Here is a 26,161-nt window from a genome sequence, read left to right as displayed (position 1 = left end):
TTTTAAGGAGTAGATTTTAAATGACAGTTGAAAAAAGAAATCCAATTCCAGTAAGAGAAGCAATCGATCGTGTTGTGAGCCAAAATATTTATACTAAACAAATTGAAGTGCCTTTAGAAGACAGTGCTAATTATATATTAGCGGAAGATATTGTAGCTACATATGAAATCCCGAGATTTAATAAATCGCCTTATGATGGATTTGCATTGAGAAGTAAAGATACTGAAGGTGCCAGTGGAAATCATAGAATTACTTTTACAGTGATTGATCATATAGGTGCAGGATCAGTTTCTGAAAAAGAAGTAGGGCCTTTTGAAGCGGTACGTATTATGACAGGCGCTGAAATGCCAAAAGGTGCAGATGCAGTAGTAATGTTAGAACAAACAGTAGAAGATAAACAAAGTTTTACTATAAGAAAATCTTTTGATATCAATGAGAATGTGTCTTTAAAAGGTGAGGAAACACAGATTGGTGATATAGTATTAAATAAAGGTCAACAAATCAATCCAGGCGGTATAGCCGTGCTAGCAACGTATGGCTACACTCACGTTAAAGTATTTGATAAACCTAGTATTGGTATTATTGCTACCGGAAGTGAGTTACTAGAAGTTGGTGATGAATTAGAACCAGGTAAAATCAGAAATTCAAATGGGCCTATGATTGTAGCCTTAAGTCAAAAGTTAAGTTTAGATGTAGCATCTTACCAAATTCAAGAGGATGATTTGAAAAGTAGTATTCAAGTAGTAAGAGATGCTATGTCTAAACATGATATTGTTATCACAACAGGAGGTGTTTCTGTTGGTGATTTTGATTATTTACCACAAATTTATGACGCGATTAATGCGAAAGTATTGTTTAATAAAATTGCCATGCGACCTGGTAGTGTAACAACAGTCGCAGTAGCTGATGGTAAATATTTATTTGGTTTATCTGGTAATCCTTCTGCATGTTTTACAGGTTTTGAACTGTACGTTAAACCTGCCGTACTACATATGATGGGGGCAACAGCTATTTATCCTCAAATTATCCAGGCGACTTTAATGGAAGATTTAACCAAAGCTAATCCATTTACCCGTTTCGTACGTGCAACAGCTACTTTTAATGGAAAAGCGATGACAGTCGTACCTTCTGGATTTAATAAATCGGGTGCAGTGGTTGCTATTGCACACAGTAATGCGATGATAATGTTGCCAGGGGGAACAAGAGGATATCAAAAAGGGTATACAGTAGATGTTATTTTAACGGAGTCACAAGCTTATGAAATGGATTGTTTTATATGATTCTACAAATAGTAGGTTTTAAAAACTCAGGCAAGACCACTTTGATGTCACATACAATTAAACTTTTGAAAGCACATGACTTAACCGTTGCTACTGTAAAGCACCATGGACAATATCAACAGGATTTTCAAGATGATGATATTACGTTACAAAAAGATCAGGTGGATCATATGAAACATTTTCATGCTGGTGCTGATCAAAGCATTGTACAGGGGCGTGTATATCAACAAACAGTGACGAGAAATGAGAAACAAAGTCTTGAGGAAATCATAAATGAATCTGTTACAATAGACAGTGACATCATATTGGTAGAAGGTTTTAAAAATGCAGGTTTTGATAAAGTAGTCGTTTACACTAATGAAAATGAGCGCCAAGCTTTAGCCAAGCTTTCCAATGTACAGTATTATATGAAAATGAATGATATCAATGCAATGGAGCATTATGAAAATTGGTTATTAACTTATTTTAAGATAAAAGGAATGCATTAAATGAAGCAGTTTGAAGTAGTGAATGAACCCATACAAACAGAAAAGTACAGGGAGTTTGTGTTAAATGAACATCAGGGTGCGATTGTAGTTTTTACAGGACATGTAAGAGAATGGACAAAAGGAATAAAAACAGAATACCTTGAATATGAAGCTTATATTCCTATGGCAGAGAAGAAACTTGCGCAAATAGGTGATGAAATTTCAAAAAAATGGCCAGGGACCTTAACGGCGATTGTTCATAGGATAGGACCACTAAAGATATCAGATATTGCTGTACTTATAAGTGTTTCATCTCCCCATCGTAAAGATGCGTATCGTGCAAATGAATACGCAATAGAACGCATTAAAGAAATTGTGCCTATTTGGAAAAAAGAAATATGGGAAGATGGCGCACAATGGCAAGGACATCAACATGGTAATTATTATGATGCTGTTAAAGGAGATGATTCTAAATGAGGGTATTATACTTTGCAGAAATCAAAGATATATTAGCGAAAACATCTGAAGATATTGATTTGAGTTATGATATTACGGTAGATGAATTTTTAACAGATTTATTTGAACGTTATCCACAAATCAATGATAAACAATTTCAAATTGCAATTAATGAAGAATTCGTTCAACATGATGACATAGTACATCCAAATGATACAGTGGCATTAATTCCACCAGTTAGCGGAGGGTAAATAAGACATGAAGGCTATTATACTTGCCGGAGGACAATCAGAGAGATTCGGCAAACCAAAAGCTTTTGCACAAATAGACTCGCAATATTTTTATAAGCGAATTATTAGTGTGCTAGAAGCAACAAATATGTTTAATCAAATCATAATAAGTACAAATGAAGATTTAGCCACACAATTTGATTATGAAGATATTGTTATTGATGATAATCAAAATAAAGGTAAAGGCCCTTTGGCAGGTATTTGTTCCGTGATGAACTTATATAAAAATGAAGAACTCTTTTTTGTGATTTCGGTTGACACGCCAATGATAACGCAAAAAGCAATTAGTAAATTATATCAATTTATGGTGGAACATTTGATAGAGGATCAATTAGATGTTGCAGGTTTTCATGAACAGGGAAGGCCTATACCGACTTTGGCTTTTTACAGTCCACATACATTAAAGACGATGAACGAAGCTTTAGTTTCAGACGATTTCAGTTTGAAAAATGTATATAGCAAAGTTAAAAGTGACTGGCTAAGTGTAGATACTATAGAATCACCAGACTATTGGTATAAAAATATAAATTATCAACAAGATTTGGACTCTTTACAACAAGATATATTAAATAGATAAGGAGGCCTAACGTTATGGTAGAACAAATAACTGATAAACTCGGACGTCCCATTCGCGATTTAAGATTGTCAGTTACTGATAGATGTAACTTCCGTTGCGATTATTGTATGCCAAAAGAAATATTTGGTGACGACTTTGTGTTCTTACCTAAAGATGAACTGCTTTCATTTGATGAAATGGTACGTATAGCTCAAGTCTATACAATGTTAGGTGTAAAAAAGATAAGAATAACAGGTGGAGAACCGTTATTAAGACGTGATTTAGATAAACTTATTTACAAATTAAATCAAATTGATGGAGTTGAAGATATTGGCCTTACTACCAATGGTTTGCTATTAAAAAAACATGGTCAAAAGCTATATGACGCTGGTTTAAGACGTATAAATGTAAGTCTTGATGCGATTGAGGATGAAGTATTCCAAGACATAAATAACAGGAATATTAAAGCTTCAACAATCCTACAACAGATTGATTATGCTGTTTCTATTGGTTTTCAGGTGAAAGTCAACGTTGTTGTGCAAAAGGGTGTTAATGATAATCAAATTCTTCCAATGATTCAATATTTTAAAGATAAGGAAATTGAAATTAGATTTATCGAATTTATGGATGTCGGTAATGATAATGGTTGGGATTTTAGTAAAGTTGTTACGAAAGATGAAATGTTAGAAATGATTGAAAAAGACTTTGATATTGAAGCTGTTAGCCCTAAATACTATGGGGAAGTGGCTAAATATTATAAACATAAAGGCACTGAAGCGCAATTTGGTTTGATTACAAGCGTTTCTCAATCTTTTTGTTCTACATGTACACGCGCGAGGCTTTCATCAGATGGCAAGTTCTATGGATGTTTATTTAGTACAGTAGATGGTTTTGATGTTAAAGAATATTTGAGAAATGGCGCGACTGATACCGAGTTATTTGAACAATTTAAGCTTCTGTGGAATATAAGAGATGATCGTTATTCAGATGAACGTACAGCCCAAACAGTTGAAAATAGAAAACGTAAAAAAATAAACATGAATTATATTGGTGGTTAATTTAATTAACTTATTTAATGATAATAGCTATTATCATTAAATATTAAGAACATCGACGTAACCATTACATTGCTTGAATGGGGTCACTCATTTCTTGTTACTACGTCCCTATTAAAGTAGGCATTTCATACATTGCTTACTTTAATAGGGATTATTTTGTTTTTAAAAATAAAATAAAAACAAACACATTAGCATAGCAAACACTACTATAATTATATCATATCATAAAGAGATTAAAGGATTATAAAATAATAATGTTAAATAAAGAGGTTAATCGAGGTTGAAACATTTTAGGGAATACAAATTTTTAAAGATATTCATTTTAAGTGATATAAATAATGTTCAATAGAAAAAAATATTTATCTTTTCGATTAAAAATAATAGATTAAAAGAAGAAAGTGTTATATAATACTTTTGAAGCTTATTCATTAAGTAAAGCCAAATAAAACAACTAGAGTAGTCAATAAGGAGGCCATTTTTATGGATAGTAAAGTATCATATTTTATAACATCTGAAAGAGATTTGTGTCAGTTAAAGCATTGGTTAAAATCGAAGCATAAAATGTCAATTGAAGAATTTGTTGTATTGTTTAAAGTATACGAAGCTACAAGAATAAGTGGTAAAGAATTACGAGATGCCCTTCATTTCGAAATGCTTTGGGATACTAGTAAAATCGACGTAATTATAAGAAAGATTTACAAAAAAGAATTGATTTCGAAAGTTCGTTCTGAGACAGACGAAAGACAAGTTTTCTATTATTACAATAATGCTCAAAAACAGTTATTAGATGGCATCATTAAAGAGGTTGAGCAAATTAATGTTGCACAACCAACAAAATGATACATAAGTGATATAACTACAAAAGTAAAGATTAGGTTGGGGCATAAATCCTAGAAAAACATCTGAGTGCTTCTTTTTATTCAATACTTCGTATTGTTGGCTCGCTTTCTTAAGGGACAGCTTCAGCCTGTAGTCCTCAGCTTATCCTGTTCCCTCAAAAGTCTCGCCAAAATACCTCAACATTTATATGTAATTTTACATTATAATACTTTAGAAAAATAACGCCCTTACGTATAATTTAATAAACACGACTAAACTAAATTAACGAGCTAACTATAACCAAAACAATAATGAAAAAGACAATTTCTATTTTATTTCAATAGAAATTGTCTTTTTTCACTAATACAAGAATTTTATATTCTAGATTCTTATCCTTACTATTTTATTACCATAGTTAGATAATAAAATAATATTAAATATTAAATAAATAGTTTCTAGTTAGAAGTTAATTGCTTTACTTTTCTACCATGTAAAAAGTAATAAATAATTGCAGTTATCAATACAATGATTGCCATGATGGCGTAAAGTTGTGCGTAACTTACAGAAGAAGTGATAAAGCCTAATACATATGGTCCAAAACCAAGGCCTAAATCAAGCCCTATGAAATAAGTTGAAGTAGCTATGCCATATTTTGCAGGTGGAGATACTTTTATAGCAATTGCTTGCATACAGGAAGAAATATTACCGTAACCAGCGCCTAAGAATAAACCAGCTAGAATAAGTAACCAACCATTATTTGTAATGCTCAAGGTTAAAAAAGTAATAATTAAGAAAAAGAATGCTGGGTATGCAATAACATTTTCATTTTTTTGGTCCATTAAGCGACCTGCTATTGGTCGAGTAACTAACGAAGCGATAGCGTAAAATATAAAGAAGTAACTAGATATAGTTACAAGGTTGATTTCTTGTGCAAAGAACTGTAAAAACGTAAGAATTGAGGAATACGTTAGACCTGATATTAACATAATGATAGCAACAGGTACTGCTTCTTTTGCGATATAATTGTTGATATTAAATTTCTTATTTTTAAATTGTTCAGACGTAGTTTGCGTTTTTGCTTCTAATTTAAACTCTAGGTTTACAAAGAATGAAATAATAAAACTAACAATGCCACAGACCAAACAAATCAAAAATAATAATTTAATTGGGAAAGTATTGATAAGTAATAAACCAAAGAAAGGACCTATTGCGGCGCCAATAACAAGACTTAATGAGAATAAGCTGATACCTTCACTTTTTCTATCATTTGGTGTTACATATGCTGCAATTGTACCTGTTGCGGTAGTAGTAACGCCTGTAGCAATTCCATTAATTAATCTAGTAAACATTAATAACGCCAATGATCCTTCTATAAAATAAAAGAGTTGCGTGATGATTAAGAATATCAAACCAATTAATAAGATGGTCTTTGGGCCTACTTTATTAACATATTTACCGGTCGCGAATCGACCAATTAGTGAGCCAATGATAAATAAGCCTGAAACGAGTCCAGCGATACTATCAGAAACATTGTATTCTGATTTAGTATAACTGGCTATAATAACGATAAGTAAATACATACTAAGATATATTGCAAAGTTCGTTATAAAATTGATATTAAAGCTTTTAGTCCATATAGGGGATCTCATGGATGATGATTGATTCATATTATATTTCCTCCATTTTTGTTATCTCTTTATGAATTTTTTCAATGACTTTAACTGTATGTTGCAAATCATCTTCAGATAAACCAGTTTTTTGAATGATTTCTTCTTGCACGATAGACACACGTTTATTAATTTTGTCATAAAGGTCTTGTCCTTCTTCAGAAAAAGATAATAATTTTTCTCTTTTATCATCACCTGTTTCTATCTTTAACAAAGACTTTTCAGAGAGTACTTTTAAAATTTTACGAGTCGTAGGTTTTTCGATTGCGCGACGTTTAGAAATTTGAACTAAAGTAGTTGGTGAATTAAGCGCAATGTCTTTCATTACTAACCATTGTGCAGGGTATAAGTCATAATCTTCAAATATAGGTGAAAATAACTTTGTATAAGGTCGGTAAATTGCAATTAAATTATTGAATATACTAGATGTATTCATAATAACCTCCTGAAAATAGTTAGCAAAGCTAACTTTTAATAACGAATAATATTCTAAACCTTTTTAGTAAATAAATCAATAGTATCTTTTTAAGTGACGGTGAAAAATTGTGATATAGATAGAATTAACAAATTATTTGGCTGTTTATAAGAAGTAAAGTGGTACGCAATTTGTTATGATAAGGTTAAAGACGAAAACAGGGGAGAAAAGTTATGCAATATTTAAAATTAGATCATTTAGTACACTATATACAACATTTGGACAACTTTAAATATCCAGGACATTTGCTAACTTTACAACAGGGTGGACAACACGAGAAATTAGGTACATATAATAGGTTGGCTTACTTAAACAATGCATATATTGAGTTAATTGATGTATACAAACCGGATGTCTTACAAAAAATAATTAAAACTGACGAAGGCAGGGTGTCATTTCCTTCTAAAATAGTTCAAGATAATTATGCACAAGGTTTAAAAACATTAGCCTTTCGTACACAAGATATTGAGCAATTAAAATTAGACTTAGAAAAAAAAGATGTAGAGGTTATTGGTCCTGTAAACATGCAAAGAGAGAATATGAAAGGTGATAAAACGTCTTGGAAATTATTATATATTGCTGACCCAGATTATAGAGTAAAACCCCCATTTTTTATCCAATGGAATGAACAAGAAGATACGCGGAATGAAAAGTTAGCATCACTACGTCAAAATGAATTTATAATTCAATCTGTTGAATTGACTAGTACTGAGCGTGAACATACAGTGAATAAGTGGCAACGTTGGTTTGATATGGAAATTATAAACGAAACAGAAAGTGTCACAACATTAAAATTAATGGGGGATGAAATATTATTTAACATTAGTGATGGTAATGATTCAGGTTATAAATCAGTCACTATAAAAGATAATAAAACAACGTCCCCTTATACATTAATTATACGTGGTTTAAGTTACAAATTTATAGCAGACTAATAAATATATAAATATGCACTATGTGCAATTATGAATATGTGTATCAAAGATATGATAAGTGTTAAAATAGCTAAGTAAGTAGAAATTTTTTGAGTACGCAATAATACTAAATAAACAGATATTATAAATGTGAAAGCTGCTAAAATGATTCTTAAGCTTAAATATGAAATTGTAAGTGGTTCATTGATAGCTTGAAAAATGAAAATTAAATTAATTAATAATAGTAAACCAGTAATAAAAATCCTCATAAAAAAACCTCATTTCTATATTTATTATAGTATAGCAAATGATGGTTTGTATGTGAAAATTAGAATAAAACAATATATAATATCAAAGAATTGAATTGATAAAGGAGAAATCGGTTTTTATGGAAAAGATGAATATCACTAATCAAGCGCATGATGCATTTGTTAAAGCTCATCCGCAAGGTGACTTATTACAATTAACTAAATGGGCTGAAACCAAGACATTAACTGGCTGGTATTCAAGACGTATCGCAGTTGGAGAAGAAGGAGAAATTGTGGGTGTAGGACAACTGTTGTTTAAAAAAGTGCCTAAGTTGCCTTATACACTTTGTTATATTTCACGTGGTTTTGTTACTGACTATAGTAATAAGTTGGCTTTAGAGACATTGTTGGAAGCTGCTATGCAAATTGCTAAAGAAGAAAAAGCGTATGCAATTAAGATTGATCCAGATGTAGAAGTAGATAAAGGTGCGGAAGCTTTAACCAATTTACGTGCATTAGGTTTTAAACATAAAGGATTTAAAGAAGGACTATCTAAAGATTACATACAACCAAGAATGACAATGATTACACCAATCGACAAAACAGATGAAGAATTGATTCAAAGTTTTGAGCGTCGTAATCGTTCAAAAGTAAGATTGGCATTAAAACGTGGTACGACAGTTGAACATTCAAATAGAGAAGGTTTAAAAACATTTGCTAATTTAATGCAGATTACAGGAGAACGTGATGGTTTTTTAACAAGAGATATTAGCTATTTCCAGAATATCTATGATGCCTTACATCCTGACGGTGATGCAGAGTTATTCCTAGTTAAATTAGAACCCAAACCAGTTTTACAAGAATTAAGAAAAGAATTACAAGAAATTGAAGCTGAAAAAGTAAAACTAGCTGAGAAGAAACAAGATAAAAAGACACTTAATAAAATCAACGATGCAGATAATAAAATCAGTAAAACGCAAGAACTGATTGATGAAATGGTTACATTAGAAACTAATCATCCAGAAGGTATATACTTATCAGGCGCATTGTTAATGTTCGCAGGTAATAAATCATATTATTTATATGGTGCTTCTTCAAATGAATATCGTAATTTCTTACCAAACCATCATATGCAATTTGCAATGATGCAGTATGCTAGAGAGCATGGCGCCATGACTTATGATTTTGGGGGCACAGATAACGATCCTGATAAAACTTCTGATCATTATGGTTTATGGACATTTAAAAAAGTTTGGGGCACTTATTTGAGTGAAAAAATTGGTGAATTTGATTATGTATTAAATCAACCACTATATCAAGTTATTGAGAATTTTAAACCTAAACTTACTAAAGCAAAAATTAAATTATCAAGAAAATTAAAAAATAAATAAGCAGTCAAATTCAAATGCATGCACGTTATAAAGTTTTAGAATTAATTTAATAAACTATATAACGTGCGCTATTTATGTATACATATTTTACCGGTATTTATATTAATTAATGTTAACGCATCAAAAAGAGAAAATTTATTATTACTACAGAATGTGTCTTACTTAAGAAACGGGAGAGGGGAAATTATATGATAAAGAAAATGTTGCAGTTTTCGTTGGGGAATAAATTCGCCATATTTCTAATGGTAATATTGGTTGTTTTAGGTGGATTATATGCTAGTGCTAAAATGAAATTGGAATTATTACCTGATGTAGAATCTCCAATGATTACAGTACAAACTTCTATGCCAGGTGCTACGCCGGAAACAGTTAAAGAAGACGTCAGTGATAAGATTGACGATCAAGTTAGATCGATGGCTAGTGTTAAAAATGTCACAGCACAGTCCATACAAAATGCTTCTATGGTTACAGTAGAATATGAAGAAAGTGTAGACTTGGATAAAGCGGAAAATGATTTAAAAAAAGAAATTGATAAAATCAAATTTGATGAGGGTATCGAAGAACCTGAACTTTCAAGAAATTCAATGGACGCTTTTCCGATTGTAGCATATTCATTTACCACTAAAGATAATAACTTAAAAGATACAACTAACAAAATTAATCGTCAATTAATACCGAAACTACAAACAATAGATGGTGTACAAAATGCGCAACTAAATGGTCAAACATCACGTGAAGTTTCTATTAAATTTAATCAAGATAAACTTGAAAGTAATGGTTTAACGAAAGATAGCATTGAACAGTATTTGAAAAGTGCTACAAGTGAAACGCCACTGGGATTATTCCAATTTAATAATACGGAAAAATCTGTTGTTATTGATGGTGAATTTACATCTGTAGATGTACTTAAAAACTTAGACATACCATTATCTGTTGGTGCTAGTTCAGGTGCTGCGCAGTCACAAAGTGAAGGTGATTCAAGCGATCAAATGATGCAAGAATCTAATGGACAAAGTGAGCCACAAACTTCAGCTAACGCTCAGGCACAATCTGACAGTTCTTCATTGAGTAGCCAATCTGAAGAAGCTGAAATACCTTCAGTTAAATTAAAAGATATTGCAGATGTAACAGCCGGAGATGAACGTGAATCTATATCTAAAACAAATGGTAAAGATGCTGTAAACGTACAAATTACAAAAGCGCAAGATGCAAACACAGTTCAAGTAGCTAAAGATACGAAAAAAGAAATAGATAAACTTATTAAAGAAAACCCAGATATGGTTGCTACAAAAGTAATGGATACAGCAAAACCGATTGAAGACGCACTGTATACCATGATTGAAAAAGCGATATTAGGTACGATTGTGGCAATTATTGTTATTTTATTATTCTTAAGGAATATTAGAACAACAGCAATTGCCGTTGTTTCAATACCGATGTCTATTTTAATAGCGATGGTTGCTTTAAAATTATCGGATGTATCACTAAACATTCTAACATTAGGCGCATTAACGGTTGCAATCGGCCGGGTCATAGACGATTCAATTGTAGTAGTAGAAAATATTTATCGAAGATTATCAGATAGAAATGAGTCATTATCAGGAGATCGATTAATTGTAAGTGCAACGAGTGAAGTATTTAAACCAATCATGTCATCAACGATTGTAACGATTATCGTGTTCTTACCGCTAGCATTTGTCACTGGCTCTGTTGGTGAAATGTTTAGACCTTTCGCATTAGCGATAGCTTTTAGTTTATTAGCGTCGTTGCTTGTTTCTATTACAATTGTGCCTGCTTTAAGTGCTACATTCTTTAAAAAAGGCGTTAAAAACCATAAAGAAGAGTCTCTAGGTTTTATTGGTAGAAAATATAAAACAATTTTAAAATGGTCATTAAATCACAAATGGCTTGTTATCTTAATTAGTACGATTATTTTAATAGCAAGTATTGGATTAGGTGCAGCTAAGTTAGGAACTAGTTTTATTTCTACGGGTGAAGATAAATTTATGGCATTAACCTACACACCAAAACCTGGAGAAACGGAAAAAGGTGTGTTAAATCATGCAGAACAAGTTCAAAAATATTTAAATAAAAAAGATAAAGTGAAAACTGTACAATATTCTGTTGGGGGCGCATCACCTACAGACCCAACTGGTAGCTCAAACAGTATGGCAATTATGGTGGAATATGATTCAGATACACCGAATTTTGATGAAGAGCCAGATAAAGTGTTACAACACATAGAAAAATTTAAACATCCAGGTGAATGGGCAAATCAAGATATGGGAACAGGTGGTAGTAATAATAAACTTGAAGTTTCAGTGACTGGACCAACGCTTGAAGCCATTAAAGGTACAGTTAATAAAGTTGAAGCTGAAATGAAAGACGTTAGTGGTATGGCTAATGTCAAATCTGATTTAACACAGACATATGATCAATATAATATTAAAGTAGATCAGAATGAAGCCGCTAAATATGGCTTGTCAGCATCACAATTAGCGATGACCCTAAATCAAAATACACCTGAACAAAGTGTTACTACTGTAAAAGAAAAAGGGAAATCCATTGATGTGAAGATTAAGGAAGATAAAGAAACAGATTGGTCGAAAGAGAAGTTAGAAAATACGGAATTACAAACACCGATAGGCCGAACAATAGAATTAAGCGATATAGCTACATTAGAACAAACTAAAACACCGAATAAGATTGAAACAAAAGCAGGTGATTATACTGCTACCGTCTCAGCTAAAGTGACGAACGACGATGTTGGTGGTACAGCTCAAAAAGTGTTATCTAAAGTGAACGACCTTGATACGCCTACGAATGTGAAAATAAACGTAGGAGGCGCGAATGAAGATATTAGTAATGCAATTACTCAATTAGCTTTCGCCATGTTAGCAGCTATTATCATTGTTTATTTAGTGCTAGTGCTAACATTTAAAGGGGCACTTGCACCTTTCACTATATTGTTCTCTTTACCATACACAGTAATTGGTGTAGTACTCGCATTAGTCATTACGGGAGAAACCATTTCTGTACCAAGTATGATTGGTATGTTGATGTTGATAGGTATTGTTGTTACTAATGCTATTGTGTTAATAGACAGAGTGATTAATAAACAAAAGCAGGGTCTAGAAATGAAAGAGGCGCTATTAGAAGCTGGTGGAACACGTATTAGACCAATACTAATGACAGCATTAGCTACAATAGGGGCACTTGCGCCAATGTTATTTGGTGAAGATAGTTCAATCATTATTTCTAAGGGTATGGCAGCAACTGTTGTTGGAGGATTGATATCTTCTACATTATTAACATTGATTGTCGTTCCGGTTATTTATGAAATATTATTTACTTTAAAAGACAAAGTAACACGCAAAAAGAAATAATTTAAATAAGCATAAAGAGAGTCCGAGGCATAAGTAAGTGTCTCGGATTATTCATGTGTTAAAGCACTCTTGTTTAAGTTTAACTAATGGAATGAATATTTTATATAGAAGCCGTTTCTGCTCACATTCAATTAATGCATAAAAGACGAGACCGTAATCAATATGTAAAATTTGATTGCGGTCTCACATTTATATAAGTATTCAAATGTTATATTAATATAATACTAAAGTTAAAATAGCATAGATTACAAATAAAATAATCGTAATAATATTTAAAATTTGTACTGCTTTTTGATCTTTTTTACCACTTTTAAAACTTGTGATTTCCACGTTACCAACTAATAGTAAGAGTAGGATAAATACCCACCAGTTGATTGCAGGGAATGAAAGTGTTGTAATTGCTACTACGAATAATAATAATAAAGCCATAATTATTCGCAAAATGCGAGTGATGATTGTGTTCATTTTAAATATACTTATGTAACTCACAATTAGATAAAGTATTGGTAACAAGATAAGATATAGTTGCATACGTTGACATCCTTTCTATATTCGCTCTTAATCTTAGCATGTAAAAAATAGATTGACTAGGATGTTATCTATGTTCTTTTTGACTAATTTCTGAACGCACAGATGCAATTTCTTCTTCTATCTCTTCAAGTTGTCTTACCAATGGGTCTACATCTTGGTTGACGGATTCTCTTTTTTCCAAATCGCCTTGTAATCTGACATAATCATATTTAAGTTCTGCTAATTTATCATTTAAATTCATTGCTAGTCGCTCCTTTTTTATATAGCATTGGACTACACGAGTTTGACTAGAATTATAACATGAAATCGAAAGCTTCTAAAATAACCAACATTTATGTTAAAGTATGAAAATGGATTGAAAACGAAAAAATGTAATGAAAGAAGGATTATTGTGACTCAACAATTTATCATAATTATTATACTGATTGCATTGGGTTATACATTAAAGAGGATTAATTACTTTAAGGCGAATGATAGTCAAGTATTCTCTACCTTAGTATTAAATGTCACATTGCCTTCGCTAGTAATAGTTAATTTGAACGGTGCAGAATTAGATTTATCACTTTCAATTTTACCAATAATGATGATTATTTATGGTATTCTTGCCAAAATTATTGTGGTCTGGTTATTTATAAAATATGATAATCAGATTCGTGGTGCCACTGGCATGATGATGGCTTCGTTAAATATAGGGTTATTTGCGTATCCACTCGTTGAAGCGATATGGCCACAAACAGGGATGATATACTTTGGTATGGCTGATATAGGTGGGGCTATTATCATGTTTGGTGTAACTTACTTTGTCGGTAGCTATTTTAGTAGTGCAGGGGATAGTTTCGACTTTAAATATTTAGGGAAAAACTTGCTTAAATCGGTGCCACTCATGACATATATTATAATGTTTATCTTAAATATGCTTGATATTCATTTTCCAGAGCCAGTAATTGATTTCTTCTCTGTGTTATCAGGTGCGAATATGCCATTATCAATGATTTTACTAGGTCTGATGTTAAACTTCAGTATTGATAAGAGATTCTTACCAATTGCTCTTAAATATTTAGCTATACACTATGGCTTAGGTATTATTGCTGGTTTATTAGTACATTTCTTTTTACCAGTTGATGATGAGATGATCAAAACAACTCTACAAGTTGCCTGGTTATTACCAGTTGGCGTAGCTATCATACCTTACTCCATACAATTTAAATATAAAACTTTACCACTAGTAGGTATGGTCACTAATTTAACGATTGTCATTAGCATTGTCATTTTATATATTTATCAAGCTTTATTTGTATAAAACGTTTTTAATGAATACTTTATTTATCAAACACATGTTAAGGTTGCGGCAATTAATTGCCGCAACCTTAATCGTTATATGGCCAGTAGCTTAAACTCTCCTCTATTTATTAGCTTTATTAATTGAAAAACAAGAATAATAATACATTTCAGTTTAATTTAACACTATATATATATGAATAAAATAAAAAGTGCTCGAGACAAAAGTTTATTGTCTCGAGCACTTTAATTATAAATGTTAATTTAGATATTGTTGGTGGGCATGACAACAATATCGTTTTTGAAAAGACATTTCAGTTTAAATGGTCTTAACAAACGATTTGTCGCTAGACAAGATTAAGTCTAATTGACAAATATAAGTTAGCCTTTACCGCCCATAAATGCTGGGTAGTTTGTCATACCACCATCTACATAGATTGTAGTACCATGAATGTAGTCAGCTAGATCTGAACATAAGAAACGTGCAACATTTGCAACTTGATCAGCTTCACCAATTTCTTTGGCTGGAATCATTTCTAATGTTTCAGCGCGTGTTTCTGGGTCAGAGAATTTTTCTCTTGTATGTTCTGTTACGATAGCCCCAGGTGAGATATTGTTAATGCGGATGCCGTGTTGAGCATATTCCATAGACATTGTTTCCATCATTAATTTCAAACCACCTTTACTAGCAGCGTAGTTTACATAGTTTGGCCAAGGAATTCTATCGTGAACACTTGATGTATTAAGAATAATACCTTTTTTATCTTCTTTAAGGAATTGATTAACAGCTGCTTTTGAACCGATAAATGCACCAGTTAAGTTGATATCAATAACTTTTTGCCATTCTTCTAGAGGCATTTCATGAGTTGGAATTGGTTTTTCGAAACCAGCATTATTAATAAGAATATCTAATGTACCGAATGTATCAACTGCTGCTTTAATTAAATTGTTTACATCTTCCTCTTTTGATACATCTGCATGTACTTTAATTGCTTGTCCGCCTGCATCTTCAATTAATTTGATAGATTCAGCAACATCGTCTAATGAACTTTCTGAAAGATAGTTAATAACAACTTTAGCTTTTTCTTTACCAAATTGTTCTACCATTGCTTTACCAATGCCGCTACTACCACCTGTGATAACTACTACTTTGCCTTCTAAATCTTTGAACATATTCAAACTCCTCCTTAATTAGTAACAATCTAAAGCATGGTCATATCTCTTAATTATAATTATGCTTTAATATTTCCGAGTACAAAGGCTGCAATAACAATAAGTACAATACCAGCCCAAATACCAATCATTTGACGTTTGTCTTTTTTCTCGCCTAATAGGAAAATACCGCCGAGTGTAGATACAATAACTAATAATTGTGAAAATGAGAAACTAGTTGCTACACCAACTTTTGGTTGTGAGTAGAACATAAATAAGTTACCGATACCCCACACAACACCTGGGATTAAATTCCATAGTGTACTTTTAACTGATGTTTCATGTTTAGCTGATAGTATTAAACCACCAATAGCCATACCTATAGATTGGAAGAATAAAGCATTCATTCCATCTACGCCGAATATTTGTGCTACTACTACGTAGACAACATAACCAACAGTAGAAATTAAAAGGATAGGCATCGCTTTACCAAAGTTTTTGGTACTTTCTGATTCTTCATTTTTACCTTTAATAGATGTTAAAGCAATACCGATAACAAGTAATACCATAGCAACAAGTCCTAATGTAACTTGCACACCAGTACTCCATTCACCTAAGAAAATAGCACTAAATAACGTTGTACCAACTAATTGTAAACCTGTAGAAATAGGCATTGTTTTTGAAACACCTATAAGGCTGACAGATTTTAATTGATAACCTTGTCCTAATGCCCAGAAAGCACCAGAAATTAAACCAACGATAATAATCGTAAGGTCATCAAATTTAGCATTACCTGTAAGTAATAAGATAATACCGATGATTAACGCACCAAAAGTTGTCCCTCTAATTTGATTATAAGGACCTCCACCTACAAGAACATTAATTAAAACTACACTACCCCAGAATAACGCGGGTAATAAAGCAATTAATAAATCCATACTTTTACTCACTCTCTCTCTATTTGTTTTTCTCCCCTTAAAACAATCACCAACAATTGTTTACAAACATTCATTCTAAACCAAACTATTATTTTAGTAAAAGTATTAGTTTATAATTTGCAATTTTTTTTATAATTAAATTACAAAAAGAGAGCAATAGTGGACTATTACTCTCTTTTGTATAATTAAAAAGATTTTATTTTAAATAATATAGTTTAGAGATGTGCAGCTACGTATTTGAATTTTTTATATTCGTAATTAATATAGAAACCTAATTCGTTAAAACGTTCTACTAGTGTGTGATTTTTATTTCTAATCTTGAAATATGTTTTATCAATATCATAATTAGAGAATGCAAAATTTAAGGCGTGCGATAATAAGTCAAATGCGATTCCCATAAATCTATAATCTGTATGAGAAGAGAAATACTTAATTTCAGCATTTTTAGTCTTTTCATATATTTGTAAGTATAAGTAGCCTTTAAGAAGACCTTCAGACATGAAAACAAAAAGTTTATGTTGCTCATCCAATGAATTAACAATTTCTGCAGCGGTCATGACATCATGTTTAAATGTGTGCTCGTGTAATTTTTTGAACGAACGATAATAAGCTGGATGATAGTCTGTTATGTTTTGGATATTATCTACAGTACCAATGTCCTGTGTTGATATTAAATGATAATCTGTAAAACTATATGATGATTGAATTGATTTCATAAAAGAGGAATAATTTTGTTCATTTTCTTCAAAGGAAAAATTAAAATTAGCTGTATCAGGTTTACTTTGCGCCATAGTCTCAAATAAAATTTTAAATGACTCAGTAGTTAATTCACTCTTTTTATCGATGAAAGGACCAATAACTTTATATTTATTATCTTCATATTTAAATGCAAAGATAAGCATAACGATTTCATTTTGTTCATCGACTTGAGCAAATACACCAGGATCGTCTATAGCTTGTCTGATAGCAGTTTCAACATTTTCGTGTGCTTGTGGTAATTTATATAAATAAGATGCGGTATGATAATCAGCGTTATTAATAAACTTTACAATTTGATCATAGTCATTTAACTGAATAATTTTCATAACAATACCTCCATAGAATGATCGCTTAATTTAATTATAAGAACTTTTTTGAATAAATGGAAGTTTTGATGTGCTACATACATGTTACAATATATATTATATTGAATTTGAAAGGGCGAAATTATGAAATCATTAATTATAGCTGAGAAACCTTCAGTAGGTAGAGACATTGCAAATACGCTTAATATCAACGAAAAACGTAATGGCTACTTTGAAAATAATAAATATATTGTCACGTGGGCATTAGGTCATCTTGTAACTAACGCAACTCCAGAACAATATGATACGAATTATAAAGAATGGAAACTTAATGATTTACCAATCATACCTAATAAAATGAAGACAGTTGTTATTAGTAAGACTAGAAAACAATTTTCAACTGTTCAATCATTGATTAATAATAAAAATGTGAAAGATATTGTTATTGCAACCGATGCTGGGAGAGAAGGAGAGCTTGTAGCACGCTTAATTTTAGATAAAGCACATAATAAAAAGCCAATTAAGCGTTTGTGGATTAGTTCAGTAACACAAAAAGCAATTAGAGATGGTTTTAGCAAACTTCAAGACGGTCGCAAATTTAACAATTTATATTATGCTGCGTTAGCGAGAAGTGAAGCAGATTGGATTGTAGGTATTAATGCTACGAGAGCTTTAACTACTAAGTATGATGCACAACTATCGCTAGGGCGTGTGCAAACACCAACAATACAATTAGTTCAGATGAGACAGAATGAAATCAAACAATTTAAACCGAAAACATACTATACTATGTCAATCGATGCAGGGGGGTTAACTTTTCAATGTGCCAAACCACAGTCACATCCGGATAAATCAGCGTTTGAAAGCATAAGAGGAGAAATTAAAGGCCACCCAGCTCAAATAACAACAATTACTAAATCACATAAAAAAGCATATCCACAACAACTATATAGTCTAACTGACCTTCAGCAAGATGCATATAAACGTTTTAACTTAGGCCCAAAAGAGACATTGAATACATTACAAGCGTTATATGAACGTCATAAATTGGTTACGTATCCGCGTACGGATTCTAATTATTTAACTGATGATATGGTAGATACTTTAAAAGATAGATTACAAGCAATTATGGCAACTTCATTAAAAGATATTGCGAAAAAACAAATATCGCAATCATTTTCAGTAAAGCAAAAGTTTGTGAATAATAGCAAAGTTTCAGATCATCATGCGATTATTCCTACTGAGGTACGGCCAGACATGGGGCAATTAAGCCAAAGAGAATCGAAAATATATATGATGGTTGCACAAAGATATTTAGAAAACCTAATGCCACCTCATGAATACGAAGCTGTGGCGATAGAGTTGAGTGTTGAGGATTACGTATTCACATTTAAAGATAAAGTGACTACCAAAATAGGCTTTAAAGAAGTATATGAAGATAAGGTAAAAATTAATGCTCAAATGGAGCAACTGCAAAAAGGTGCAAAACTAAGTATTAGTAATATACAAATAGATCAACATGAGACGACACCACCTCCATATTTTAATGAAGGGACATTGCTTAAAGCGATGGAAAGCCCACAAAAATTCTTTGATTTAACTGATAAAAAACATAATCAAACATTAAAAGAAACAGGCGGTATAGGTACAGTTGCTACGAGAGCGGATATTATTGATAAACTCTTTAATATGAACGCAATTGAATCTAGAGATGGCAAAATAAGAATTACATCCAAAGGGAAGCAAATATTAGAATTAGCACCTCAGAAACTAACTTCACCATTATTAACCGCAGAATGGGAAGAAAAGCTAACCCTTATAGAACAAGGTAAATATGATGCAAATAAATTTATAACTGAAATGAAGTCATTCACTAATGAAGTTGTAGCTGAGATTAAAGAAAGTGAACAAAATTATAAACATGATAATTTAACAACAACAGAATGCCCAACATGTGGTAAATTTATGATTAAAGTGAAAACAAAAAATGGTCAAATGTTAGTCTGTCAAGATCCGCAATGTAAGACGAAGAAAAATGTACAAAGAAAAACAAATGCCCGTTGCCCAAATTGCCACAAGAAAATGACGCTATTCGGTAAAGGTAAAGATGCAGTATATCGTTGTGTATGTGGTCATACAGAAACACAAGCCCAAATGGATAAGCGTCATAAAAATAAAAAATCAGACAAAGTAAATAAAAAAGATTTAAAAAAATATATGAATAAAGACGAAGGATTAGAAAATAACCCGTTCCAAGACGCATTAAAAGGGCTAAAGTTCTAGATTTATCGAACAAATGGTACGAAAAATAAAGTAAGGTTCGTGTTTGCTATTGTAAAAAAGTTCGTTTGGTATTAGAATATGTAGGTATTTTAAAAAAAGGAGAACTAACCGTGAAAAAGTATTTCAAGTTTGATAAACACGAAACAAACTATAAGAGAGAGATACTTGGTGGGCTTACAACTTTCTTGTCTATGGCATATATATTAGCTGTTAACCCTCAAGTACTTAGTTTAGCAGGCGTTGATGGCGTGTCTGAAAATATGAAGATGGACCAAGGCGCAATCTTTGTTGCTACAGCTCTTGCGGCATTTGTAGGTTCATTATTTATGGGCTTAATAGCAAGGTATCCTATCGGGCTAGCACCAGGCATGGGTTTAAATGCATTCTTTGCATTTACAGTTGTATTAACCATGGGCATACCATGGCAAATTGGTTTAACAGGGGTTCTGTTTTCCGGAATAGTCTTTGCATTTTTAACAATGACTGGGCTCCGAGAAACAATTATAAATGCTATACCCTATCAGATGAAAATGGCTGTATCAGCAGGAATTGGACTTTTCATAACCTTTGTAGGTTTACAAAGTTCTGGGATAATTGTGAGTAACGATTCTACATTAGTAACATTAGGAAATATTACTGATGGACCAGTGTTACTAACAATATTTGGTATTATAGCTACTGTTGTATTGTATGCTTTAAGAGTACCTGGAGCTATCTTTGTTGGTATGGCACTTACTTCTATTGTAGGTATGATTACAGGGCTTATACATACACCAAGTGCTATTGTAGGGCAAGTACCAAGTATAGAGCCGACTTTTGGAGCAGCATTTGAAGCGTTCAAAGATCCAAGTCAATTACTTACAGTCCAGTTCTTAATTGTAATATTAACGTTCCTGTTTATTGATTTCTTTGATACTGCAGGTACACTTGTTGCTGTGGCTACACAAGCAGGTATCATGAAGGATAATAAGCTCCCAAGAGCTGGACGTGCACTGTTCTCAGATTCATTAGCGACAATTGTTGGTGCAATATTTGGTACAACAACAACAACTTCTTATATTGAATCAAGTTCAGGTGTTGCAGTTGGAGCTAGAACAGGTTTTGCAAGTGTCATAACCGGGTTCTGTTTCTTGCTAGCGATATTTTTCAGCCCATTAATGGAAGTAGTAACAAGTGCTGTTACCACACCAGCATTAGTTGTAGTTGGCGTGTTGATGGCAGCAAACTTTGCAGAAATAGATTGGAAGAAATTTGAAGTAGCAGTACCTGCCTTTGTAACAATTATAATGATGCCTTTATCATATTCAATTGCTACTGGTATTGCATGTGGATTTATTTTCTACCCGATTACGATGCTTATTTCGAAACGTCATAAAGAAGTACACCCAATTATGTATGCATTAATGATATTGTTTATCCTTTATTTCGTATTTGTTCACGGATAATATAAATATAGAAAAGCGCACATTATCTTTGTCGTCTGACATAGAGCAATGTGCGCTTTTAAATTATCTATAACAAAAGCAAGGCTAATATTAGAACTAAATTTTTTAGTGGTAAATAATAGAAAGAACACGTTTCTTCATTATAATGGTAGAAAAATTATCTATATTAATAATAAATCACTATTAGAGCTATTTATCATTTCGTCTATCTTCTGTATAAATAACTTTAGCGTGCTTATTCGGAACATAAAGTGGCGTAGATAACAAGATAAAGACAAAAAATAACATTAAGAAGAATAAAATCCAATGTACTATCATTCCTACGACAGGTATAAAGGCAATAATGTTTCCTATAATACCTAATAATGGAATAAACATCATAGGTTTGATAGCGTTTTGCTTATCTACGATTAAAATAATCATCATTACAAAATAAAGCAATATGCTTATTAGTAATGGTTGCCAACCCAAACTAAGAATGATACTCCCTCCAAAGAAAGGGATGCCGTAGACTAGCTCACTAATTATTAAAATTATACTCAATATTAAAAGGGTAGTGCGAATTGCACTTTTCATTTTATTTCACCACCTGACACGATTATTATATTTGTCTATTATAAAGGAAATAATTAAAATAGAATAACAATAAGGAAACGTAGAACCAAAAAATTTAAATATTACAGTAGAAATATTAGAAAATAGGTTGAAGTGAAATGCGTAATCAAGTACAATAACAAAGTATGTGTTAGACAAAAGTTTTAAAAACTTTTATAGAAAAGCTTGATAAATCACTGTTTATCATGTATCATATCTAATGTTGGACTTTAAGAACACGCGATGAAGCGAAAGGTTACTGACACACCCGGCCGCTTTGCCATGGCGCTGTGTGAGATAGTTTTCGTGGAGAAGTCTATCACTTAAATGTAGACGAATAAGGAGGGAAAATTATGGCAAAACAAAAAATCAGAATCAGATTAAAAGCTTATGATCATCGAGTAATCGATCAATCAGCAGAAAAAATTGTTGAAACAGCAAAACGTTCTGGTGCAGATGTGTCTGGACCAATTCCGTTACCAACTGAAAGATCAGTTTATACTGTGATTCGTGCCGTGCATAAGTACAAAGATTCACGTGAGCAGTTCGAACAACGTACTCATAAACGTTTAATCGATATTGTTAACCCTACACCAAAAACAGTTGATGCTCTTATGGGCTTAAACTTACCATCTGGCGTAGACATCGAAATCAAATTATAATAGAAAAAATTAGGAGGTGGACTTTCGATGACCAAAGGAATCTTAGGAAGAAAAATCGGGATGACACAAGTTTTCGGAGAAAACGGTGATCTAATCCCTGTAACAGTAGTAGAAGCAAGTCAAAACGTTGTACTACAAAAGAAATCTGAAGAGATTGATGGATACAACGCTATCCAAGTAGGCTACGAAGACAAACAAGCTTACAAAAAAGATAGTAAAAGTAATAAATATGCAAATAAACCAGCTGAAGGCCATGCTAAAAAAGCAGGCACAGCACCTAAGCGCTTCATTCGTGAATTCAGAAACGTTAACGTTGATGAATACGAAGTAGGTCAAGAAGTCTCAGTTGATACATTTGAAGCTGGAGACGTAATTGATGTAACAGGCGTATCTAAAGGTAAAGGTTTCCAAGGTGCCATTAAACGTCATAATCAAGCACGTGGTCCAATGTCACATGGTTCTCATTTCCACAGAGCCCCAGGTTCTGTAGGTATGGCATCAGATGCTTCAAGAGTCTTTAAAGGACAAAAAATGCCTGGACGTATGGGTGGTAACACTGTAACAGTTCAAAACTTAGAAGTAGTTCAAATTGACGCTGAAAACAATGTTATTTTAGTAAAAGGTAATGTACCTGGTCCTAAAAAAGGTTTTGTAGAAATTACAACATCAATCAAAGGTAATAAATAATATAATACGAAAGGAGGAATTGCATAATGGCTAATTATGATGTATTAAAAGTAGATGGATCTAAATCAGGTTCAGTTGAACTAAGCGATGCAGTATTTGCAATCGAACCAAACAACAACGTTCTTTTTGAAGCGATTAACTTACAACGTGCTTCATTACGCCAAGGTACACATGCTGTTAAGAACCGTTCAGCAGTACGTGGTGGTGGACGTAAACCATGGAGACAAAAAGGTACAGGGCGTGCGCGTCAAGGTACAATCCGTGCTCCACAATGGCGCGGTGGTGGTGTCGTATTCGGACCAACACCAAGAAGCTATTCATATAAAATGCCTAAGAAAATGCGTCGTTTAGCATTACGCTCAGCATTATCTTTCAAAGTACAAGAAAAAGGTTTAACTGTAGTAGACGCATTAAACTTAGATGCTCCAAAAACAAAAGAGTTCAAAACTGTACTTTCTAATTTAGAACAACCTAAAAAAGTATTAGTAGTTACAGAATCAGAAGATGTGAACGTTGCTTTATCAGCACGTAACATTCCTGGTGTACAAGTTACTACAGCTCAAGGTTTAAACGTTCTAGATATCACAAGCGCTGACAGTGTAGTAATTACAGAAGCAGCTGCTAAAAAAGTTGAGGAGGTGCTCGGATAATGGAAGCAAGAGACGTTCTTAAGCGCCCCGTAATCACTGAAAAGTCTTCTGCTGCAATGGCTGAAGATAAATACACATTCGACGTTGATACTCGTGCTAATAAAACACAAGTTAAAATCGCTGTTGAAGAAATCTTTGATGTTAAAGTTGATAATGTAAACATCATTAACTATAAGCCAAAGAAAAAACGTATGGGCCGTTACCAAGGCTATACAAATAAGAGACGCGTAGCAATCGTTAAATTAAAAGAAGGATCAATCGATCTATTCAACTAAAAAAGATTACCAATAAGGAGGTAAACGACAATGGCTCTAAAAAAATATAAGCCAATTACTAATGGTCGTCGTAATATGACTAGTTTAGATTTCGCTGAAATTACGAAAACTACACCTGAAAAGTCATTATTACAACCGCTACCGAAAAAAGCGGGACGAAATAACCAAGGTAAATTGACAGTTCGCCATCATGGTGGGGGACACAAACGTCAATACCGTGTTATTGATTTCAAACGTAATAAAGATGGTATCAACGCTAAAGTTGATTCAATCCAATATGATCCAAACCGTTCAGCTAATATTGCATTATTAGTTTATGCTGATGGTGAAAAACGCTATATCATCGCTCCAAAGAACCTTAAAGTAGGTCAAGTACTTGAAAGCGGTGAAGAAGCAGATATTAAATTAGGTAACGCATTACCATTACAATTCATTCCAGTAGGTACTGTAATCCATAACATCGAGTTAAAACCTGGTAAAGGTGGACAAATTGCTCGTTCAGCTGGTACTAGTGCACAAGTGCTTGGTAAAGAAGGTAAATATGTTTTAATCAGATTAAGATCTGGTGAAGTACGTATGATTCTTTCAACTTGCCGTGCTACTATTGGTCAAGTTGGTAACATCCAACATGAACTTGTAAATGTTGGTAAAGCAGGACGTTCTAGATGGAAAGGCGTTCGCCCAACAGTTCGTGGTTCTGTAATGAACCCTAACGATCACCCACACGGTGGTGGTGAAGGACGCGCACCTATCGGTATGCCTTCTCCAATGTCACCATGGGGCAAACCTACGCTTGGTAAGAAAACTCGTCGCGGTAAAAAATCATCTGATAAACTTATCGTTCGTGGACGTAAGAAGAAAAAATAAAAATAACTTATTTGCGTGTGTGGCTTGAAAGCCGCACGCACACAATAAGAAGGGAGGCGCCACTATGGCTCGTAGTATTAAAAAAGGACCTTTCGCTGACGATCATCTAAAGAAAAAAGTTGAAGCTCAAAGCGGAAGCGAGAAAAAACAAGTAATCAAAACTTGGTCACGTCGTTCAACTATATTCCCTGAATTTATCGGACATACATTCGCTGTATATGACGGACGTAAACACGTACCTGTATTCGTAACTGAAGATATGGTTGGTCATAAATTAGGAGAATTCGCACCAACTCGTACATTCAAAGGACACGTTGCAGACGACAAAAAAACTAGAAGATAATTTCTAACAGGTAGAGGAGGAAATTCCAATGGAAGCAAAAGCGGTTGCTAAAACAATAAGAATCGCACCTCGTAAAGTTAGATTAGTATTAGATCTAATAAGAGGCAAAAATGCTGGAGAAGCTATTGCGATTTTAAAATTAAAGAACAAAGCTTCATCACCAGTAGTTGAAAAATTATTAATGTCCGCTTTAGCAAATGCTGAACATAACTACGACATGAACACTGATGAACTAGTAGTTAAAGAAGCTTATGCTAATGAAGGACCAACATTAAAACGTTTCCGTCCACGTGCACAAGGCCGTGCAAGTGCGATCAACAAACGTACAAGCCACATTACAATCGTCGTAAGTGACGGTAAAGAAGAAGCTAAAGAAGCTTAATAC

28 protein-coding genes are annotated in these 26,161 nt (G+C 32.9%); 20 read left to right on the top strand and 8 right to left on the bottom strand.

The genetic code is table 11. The features are described from left to right. Positions 1–20 precede the first annotated feature (20 nt). The 7 genes from ACF91D_RS00405 to ACF91D_RS00375 all read left to right on the top strand — a co-directional run bounded on the left by ACF91D_RS00405 (position 21) and on the right by ACF91D_RS00375 (position 4,947). The gene (locus ACF91D_RS00405) at positions 21–1,280 is read left to right on the top strand and encodes a molybdopterin molybdotransferase MoeA (protein ID WP_101093819.1); all 1,260 of its coding nucleotides are present in this window, start codon (positions 21–23) and stop codon (positions 1,278–1,280) included. Next, positions 1,277–1,768 (top strand): molybdopterin-guanine dinucleotide biosynthesis protein B, encoded by a 492-nt coding sequence (gene mobB / locus ACF91D_RS00400; protein WP_101051095.1) that lies wholly within the window; start codon positions 1,277–1,279, stop codon positions 1,766–1,768. The genes ACF91D_RS00405 and mobB overlap by 4 nt, the downstream gene beginning before the upstream one ends. Continuing rightward, on the top strand, positions 1,769–2,224 hold the full coding sequence (locus tag ACF91D_RS00395) for a molybdenum cofactor biosynthesis protein MoaE (protein ID WP_039068018.1): 456 nt from the start codon (positions 1,769–1,771) through the stop codon (positions 2,222–2,224). It abuts the gene before it with no gap. Continuing rightward, positions 2,221–2,454 carry a molybdopterin converting factor subunit 1 gene (gene moaD, locus ACF91D_RS00390; RefSeq protein ID WP_039068017.1) on the top strand — a complete coding sequence of 78 codons (234 nt, stop codon included), beginning with the start codon at positions 2,221–2,223 and terminating at the stop codon, positions 2,452–2,454. Before ACF91D_RS00395 ends, moaD begins: the two co-directional genes overlap by 4 nt. Positions 2,455–2,461: 7 nt before the next feature. Beyond that, entirely contained in the window at positions 2,462–3,070 is a 609-nt protein-coding gene (gene mobA, locus ACF91D_RS00385; RefSeq protein ID WP_039068015.1) for a molybdenum cofactor guanylyltransferase MobA, read from the top strand. 14 nt (positions 3,071–3,084) lie between these two features. Continuing rightward, the gene (moaA, locus tag ACF91D_RS00380) at positions 3,085–4,107 is read left to right on the top strand and encodes a GTP 3',8-cyclase MoaA (protein WP_069792416.1); all 1,023 of its coding nucleotides are present in this window, start codon (positions 3,085–3,087) and stop codon (positions 4,105–4,107) included. Between the two features lie 480 nt (positions 4,108–4,587). Next, positions 4,588–4,947: a SarA family transcriptional regulator gene (locus tag ACF91D_RS00375; protein ID WP_039068013.1), complete on the top strand. Its 360-nt coding sequence runs from the start codon at positions 4,588–4,590 to the stop codon at positions 4,945–4,947. A 434-nt stretch (positions 4,948–5,381) separates the two neighbouring features. Here the strand turns inward: ACF91D_RS00375 and ACF91D_RS00370 are convergent, their stop codons facing one another. Then, positions 5,382–6,593 (bottom strand): MFS transporter, encoded by a 1,212-nt coding sequence (locus ACF91D_RS00370; RefSeq protein ID WP_069792417.1) that lies wholly within the window; start codon positions 6,591–6,593, stop codon positions 5,382–5,384. A 1-nt stretch (position 6,594) separates the two neighbouring features. Then, the gene (locus ACF91D_RS00365) at positions 6,595–7,029 is read right to left on the bottom strand and encodes a MarR family winged helix-turn-helix transcriptional regulator (RefSeq protein WP_101051093.1); all 435 of its coding nucleotides are present in this window, start codon (positions 7,027–7,029) and stop codon (positions 6,595–6,597) included. A 212-nt stretch (positions 7,030–7,241) separates the two neighbouring features. Between ACF91D_RS00365 and ACF91D_RS00360 the strand changes: the two genes are divergently transcribed. The 3 genes from ACF91D_RS00360 (at position 7,242) to ACF91D_RS00350 (ending at position 13,007) form a co-directional block, all read left to right on the top strand. Continuing rightward, on the top strand, positions 7,242–8,003 hold the full coding sequence (locus ACF91D_RS00360) for a VOC family protein (RefSeq protein WP_069792418.1): 762 nt from the start codon (positions 7,242–7,244) through the stop codon (positions 8,001–8,003). A gap of 367 nt (positions 8,004–8,370) precedes the next feature. Then, complete coding sequence (locus ACF91D_RS00355) at positions 8,371–9,621, top strand: lipid II:glycine glycyltransferase FemX (protein WP_327620713.1); 1,251 nt, start codon at positions 8,371–8,373, stop codon at positions 9,619–9,621. Positions 9,622–9,809: 188 nt separating this feature from the next. Then, entirely contained in the window at positions 9,810–13,007 is a 3,198-nt protein-coding gene (locus ACF91D_RS00350; RefSeq protein ID WP_327620712.1) for an efflux RND transporter permease subunit, read from the top strand. A 213-nt stretch (positions 13,008–13,220) separates the two neighbouring features. On the opposite strand, the gene mspA is transcribed toward ACF91D_RS00350, so the two are convergent. Beyond that, positions 13,221–13,538: a membrane stabilizing protein MspA gene (mspA, locus tag ACF91D_RS00345; protein WP_039068004.1), complete on the bottom strand. Its 318-nt coding sequence runs from the start codon at positions 13,536–13,538 to the stop codon at positions 13,221–13,223. 64 nt (positions 13,539–13,602) lie between these two features. After that, entirely contained in the window at positions 13,603–13,779 is a 177-nt protein-coding gene (locus tag ACF91D_RS00340) for an SE1832 family protein (RefSeq protein ID WP_172643876.1), read from the bottom strand. 150 nt (positions 13,780–13,929) lie between these two features. On the opposite strand from ACF91D_RS00340, the gene ACF91D_RS00335 reads away from it, so the two are divergent. Then, complete coding sequence (locus ACF91D_RS00335; RefSeq protein WP_101051089.1) at positions 13,930–14,838, top strand: AEC family transporter; 909 nt, start codon at positions 13,930–13,932, stop codon at positions 14,836–14,838. A gap of 359 nt (positions 14,839–15,197) precedes the next feature. On the opposite strand, the gene ACF91D_RS00330 is transcribed toward ACF91D_RS00335, so the two are convergent. The 3 genes from ACF91D_RS00330 to ACF91D_RS00320 form a co-directional block, all read right to left on the bottom strand. Further along, the gene (locus ACF91D_RS00330; RefSeq protein WP_039068001.1) at positions 15,198–15,989 is read right to left on the bottom strand and encodes a glucose 1-dehydrogenase; all 792 of its coding nucleotides are present in this window, start codon (positions 15,987–15,989) and stop codon (positions 15,198–15,200) included. A gap of 59 nt (positions 15,990–16,048) precedes the next feature. After that, entirely contained in the window at positions 16,049–16,906 is an 858-nt protein-coding gene (locus ACF91D_RS00325) for a RhaT/GlcU family sugar-proton symporter (protein ID WP_069792420.1), read from the bottom strand. A gap of 215 nt (positions 16,907–17,121) precedes the next feature. Beyond that, positions 17,122–17,991 (bottom strand): GNAT family N-acetyltransferase, encoded by an 870-nt coding sequence (locus ACF91D_RS00320; RefSeq protein ID WP_039069502.1) that lies wholly within the window; start codon positions 17,989–17,991, stop codon positions 17,122–17,124. A gap of 123 nt (positions 17,992–18,114) precedes the next feature. On the opposite strand from ACF91D_RS00320, the gene ACF91D_RS00315 reads away from it, so the two are divergent. Beyond that, positions 18,115–20,253 carry a DNA topoisomerase III gene (locus tag ACF91D_RS00315; protein ID WP_107549641.1) on the top strand — a complete coding sequence of 713 codons (2,139 nt, stop codon included), beginning with the start codon at positions 18,115–18,117 and terminating at the stop codon, positions 20,251–20,253. A 110-nt stretch (positions 20,254–20,363) separates the two neighbouring features. After that, entirely contained in the window at positions 20,364–21,698 is a 1,335-nt protein-coding gene (locus ACF91D_RS00310; RefSeq protein WP_039069500.1) for an NCS2 family permease, read from the top strand. 189 nt (positions 21,699–21,887) lie between these two features. Here ACF91D_RS00310 and ACF91D_RS00305 read toward each other — a convergent pair whose 3' ends face one another. Further along, a complete protein-coding gene (locus ACF91D_RS00305; RefSeq protein WP_069792423.1) occupies positions 21,888–22,274 on the bottom strand; it encodes a hypothetical protein in 387 nt (128 codons plus the stop codon). A gap of 371 nt (positions 22,275–22,645) precedes the next feature. On the opposite strand from ACF91D_RS00305, the gene rpsJ reads away from it, so the two are divergent. The 7 genes from rpsJ (at position 22,646) to rplV (ending at position 26,158) form a co-directional block, all read left to right on the top strand. Beyond that, positions 22,646–22,954 (top strand): 30S ribosomal protein S10, encoded by a 309-nt coding sequence (rpsJ, locus tag ACF91D_RS00300; protein ID WP_002482611.1) that lies wholly within the window; start codon positions 22,646–22,648, stop codon positions 22,952–22,954. Between the two features lie 27 nt (positions 22,955–22,981). Next, positions 22,982–23,641, top strand: a complete 660-nt coding sequence (gene rplC, locus ACF91D_RS00295; RefSeq protein ID WP_017722923.1) for a 50S ribosomal protein L3 — start codon at positions 22,982–22,984, stop codon at positions 23,639–23,641. 26 nt (positions 23,642–23,667) lie between these two features. Continuing rightward, positions 23,668–24,291, top strand: coding sequence for a 50S ribosomal protein L4 (gene rplD, locus ACF91D_RS00290; RefSeq protein WP_029378518.1), 624 nt, complete (start codon positions 23,668–23,670; stop codon positions 24,289–24,291). Beyond that, positions 24,291–24,566 carry a 50S ribosomal protein L23 gene (rplW, locus tag ACF91D_RS00285; RefSeq protein WP_002482614.1) on the top strand — a complete coding sequence of 92 codons (276 nt, stop codon included), beginning with the start codon at positions 24,291–24,293 and terminating at the stop codon, positions 24,564–24,566. The genes rplD and rplW overlap by 1 nt, the downstream gene beginning before the upstream one ends. Before the next feature lie 30 nt (positions 24,567–24,596). Next, entirely contained in the window at positions 24,597–25,433 is an 837-nt protein-coding gene (gene rplB / locus ACF91D_RS00280) for a 50S ribosomal protein L2 (protein ID WP_039069498.1), read from the top strand. A 64-nt stretch (positions 25,434–25,497) separates the two neighbouring features. Beyond that, positions 25,498–25,776 (top strand): 30S ribosomal protein S19, encoded by a 279-nt coding sequence (gene rpsS / locus ACF91D_RS00275; RefSeq protein WP_017722926.1) that lies wholly within the window; start codon positions 25,498–25,500, stop codon positions 25,774–25,776. Positions 25,777–25,804: 28 nt separating this feature from the next. Next, entirely contained in the window at positions 25,805–26,158 is a 354-nt protein-coding gene (gene rplV / locus ACF91D_RS00270) for a 50S ribosomal protein L22 (RefSeq protein ID WP_017722927.1), read from the top strand. The last annotated feature ends 3 nt before the right edge of the window (positions 26,159–26,161 follow it).

It is taken from the genome of Staphylococcus sp. 231237_7MaSpsaltlick (assembly GCF_043107035.1).
Note: the sequence above shows the minus strand (reverse complement) of the source record. Positions and strands in the feature narration are given on the sequence as shown.

What these genes read in the sequence shown, in the direction of transcription:
- ACF91D_RS00405 (WP_101093819.1), top strand. Translation starts at nt 21, where the DNA reads ATGACAGTTGAAAAAAGAAATCCAATTCCAGTAAGAGAAGCAATCGAT.
- mobB (WP_101051095.1), top strand. Translation starts at nt 1,277, where the DNA reads ATGATTCTACAAATAGTAGGTTTTAAAAACTCAGGCAAGACCACTTTG.
- ACF91D_RS00395 (WP_039068018.1), top strand. Translation starts at nt 1,769, where the DNA reads ATGAAGCAGTTTGAAGTAGTGAATGAACCCATACAAACAGAAAAGTAC.
- moaD (WP_039068017.1), top strand. Translation starts at nt 2,221, where the DNA reads ATGAGGGTATTATACTTTGCAGAAATCAAAGATATATTAGCGAAAACA.
- mobA (WP_039068015.1), top strand. Translation starts at nt 2,462, where the DNA reads ATGAAGGCTATTATACTTGCCGGAGGACAATCAGAGAGATTCGGCAAA.
- moaA (WP_069792416.1), top strand. Translation starts at nt 3,085, where the DNA reads ATGGTAGAACAAATAACTGATAAACTCGGACGTCCCATTCGCGATTTA.
- ACF91D_RS00375 (WP_039068013.1), top strand. Translation starts at nt 4,588, where the DNA reads ATGGATAGTAAAGTATCATATTTTATAACATCTGAAAGAGATTTGTGT.
- ACF91D_RS00370 (WP_069792417.1), bottom strand. Translation starts at nt 6,593, where the DNA reads ATGAATCAATCATCATCCATGAGATCCCCTATATGGACTAAAAGCTTT.
- ACF91D_RS00365 (WP_101051093.1), bottom strand. Translation starts at nt 7,029, where the DNA reads ATGAATACATCTAGTATATTCAATAATTTAATTGCAATTTACCGACCT.
- ACF91D_RS00360 (WP_069792418.1), top strand. Translation starts at nt 7,242, where the DNA reads ATGCAATATTTAAAATTAGATCATTTAGTACACTATATACAACATTTG.
- ACF91D_RS00355 (WP_327620713.1), top strand. Translation starts at nt 8,371, where the DNA reads ATGGAAAAGATGAATATCACTAATCAAGCGCATGATGCATTTGTTAAA.
- ACF91D_RS00350 (WP_327620712.1), top strand. Translation starts at nt 9,810, where the DNA reads ATGATAAAGAAAATGTTGCAGTTTTCGTTGGGGAATAAATTCGCCATA.
- mspA (WP_039068004.1), bottom strand. Translation starts at nt 13,538, where the DNA reads ATGCAACTATATCTTATCTTGTTACCAATACTTTATCTAATTGTGAGT.
- ACF91D_RS00340 (WP_172643876.1), bottom strand. Translation starts at nt 13,779, where the DNA reads ATGAATTTAAATGATAAATTAGCAGAACTTAAATATGATTATGTCAGA.
- ACF91D_RS00330 (WP_039068001.1), bottom strand. Translation starts at nt 15,989, where the DNA reads ATGTTCAAAGATTTAGAAGGCAAAGTAGTAGTTATCACAGGTGGTAGT.
- ACF91D_RS00325 (WP_069792420.1), bottom strand. Translation starts at nt 16,906, where the DNA reads ATGGATTTATTAATTGCTTTATTACCCGCGTTATTCTGGGGTAGTGTA.
- ACF91D_RS00320 (WP_039069502.1), bottom strand. Translation starts at nt 17,991, where the DNA reads ATGAAAATTATTCAGTTAAATGACTATGATCAAATTGTAAAGTTTATT.
- ACF91D_RS00315 (WP_107549641.1), top strand. Translation starts at nt 18,115, where the DNA reads ATGAAATCATTAATTATAGCTGAGAAACCTTCAGTAGGTAGAGACATT.
- ACF91D_RS00305 (WP_069792423.1), bottom strand. Translation starts at nt 22,274, where the DNA reads ATGAAAAGTGCAATTCGCACTACCCTTTTAATATTGAGTATAATTTTA.
- rpsJ (WP_002482611.1), top strand. Translation starts at nt 22,646, where the DNA reads ATGGCAAAACAAAAAATCAGAATCAGATTAAAAGCTTATGATCATCGA.
- rplC (WP_017722923.1), top strand. Translation starts at nt 22,982, where the DNA reads ATGACCAAAGGAATCTTAGGAAGAAAAATCGGGATGACACAAGTTTTC.
- rplD (WP_029378518.1), top strand. Translation starts at nt 23,668, where the DNA reads ATGGCTAATTATGATGTATTAAAAGTAGATGGATCTAAATCAGGTTCA.
- rplW (WP_002482614.1), top strand. Translation starts at nt 24,291, where the DNA reads ATGGAAGCAAGAGACGTTCTTAAGCGCCCCGTAATCACTGAAAAGTCT.
- rplB (WP_039069498.1), top strand. Translation starts at nt 24,597, where the DNA reads ATGGCTCTAAAAAAATATAAGCCAATTACTAATGGTCGTCGTAATATG.
- rpsS (WP_017722926.1), top strand. Translation starts at nt 25,498, where the DNA reads ATGGCTCGTAGTATTAAAAAAGGACCTTTCGCTGACGATCATCTAAAG.
- rplV (WP_017722927.1), top strand. Translation starts at nt 25,805, where the DNA reads ATGGAAGCAAAAGCGGTTGCTAAAACAATAAGAATCGCACCTCGTAAA.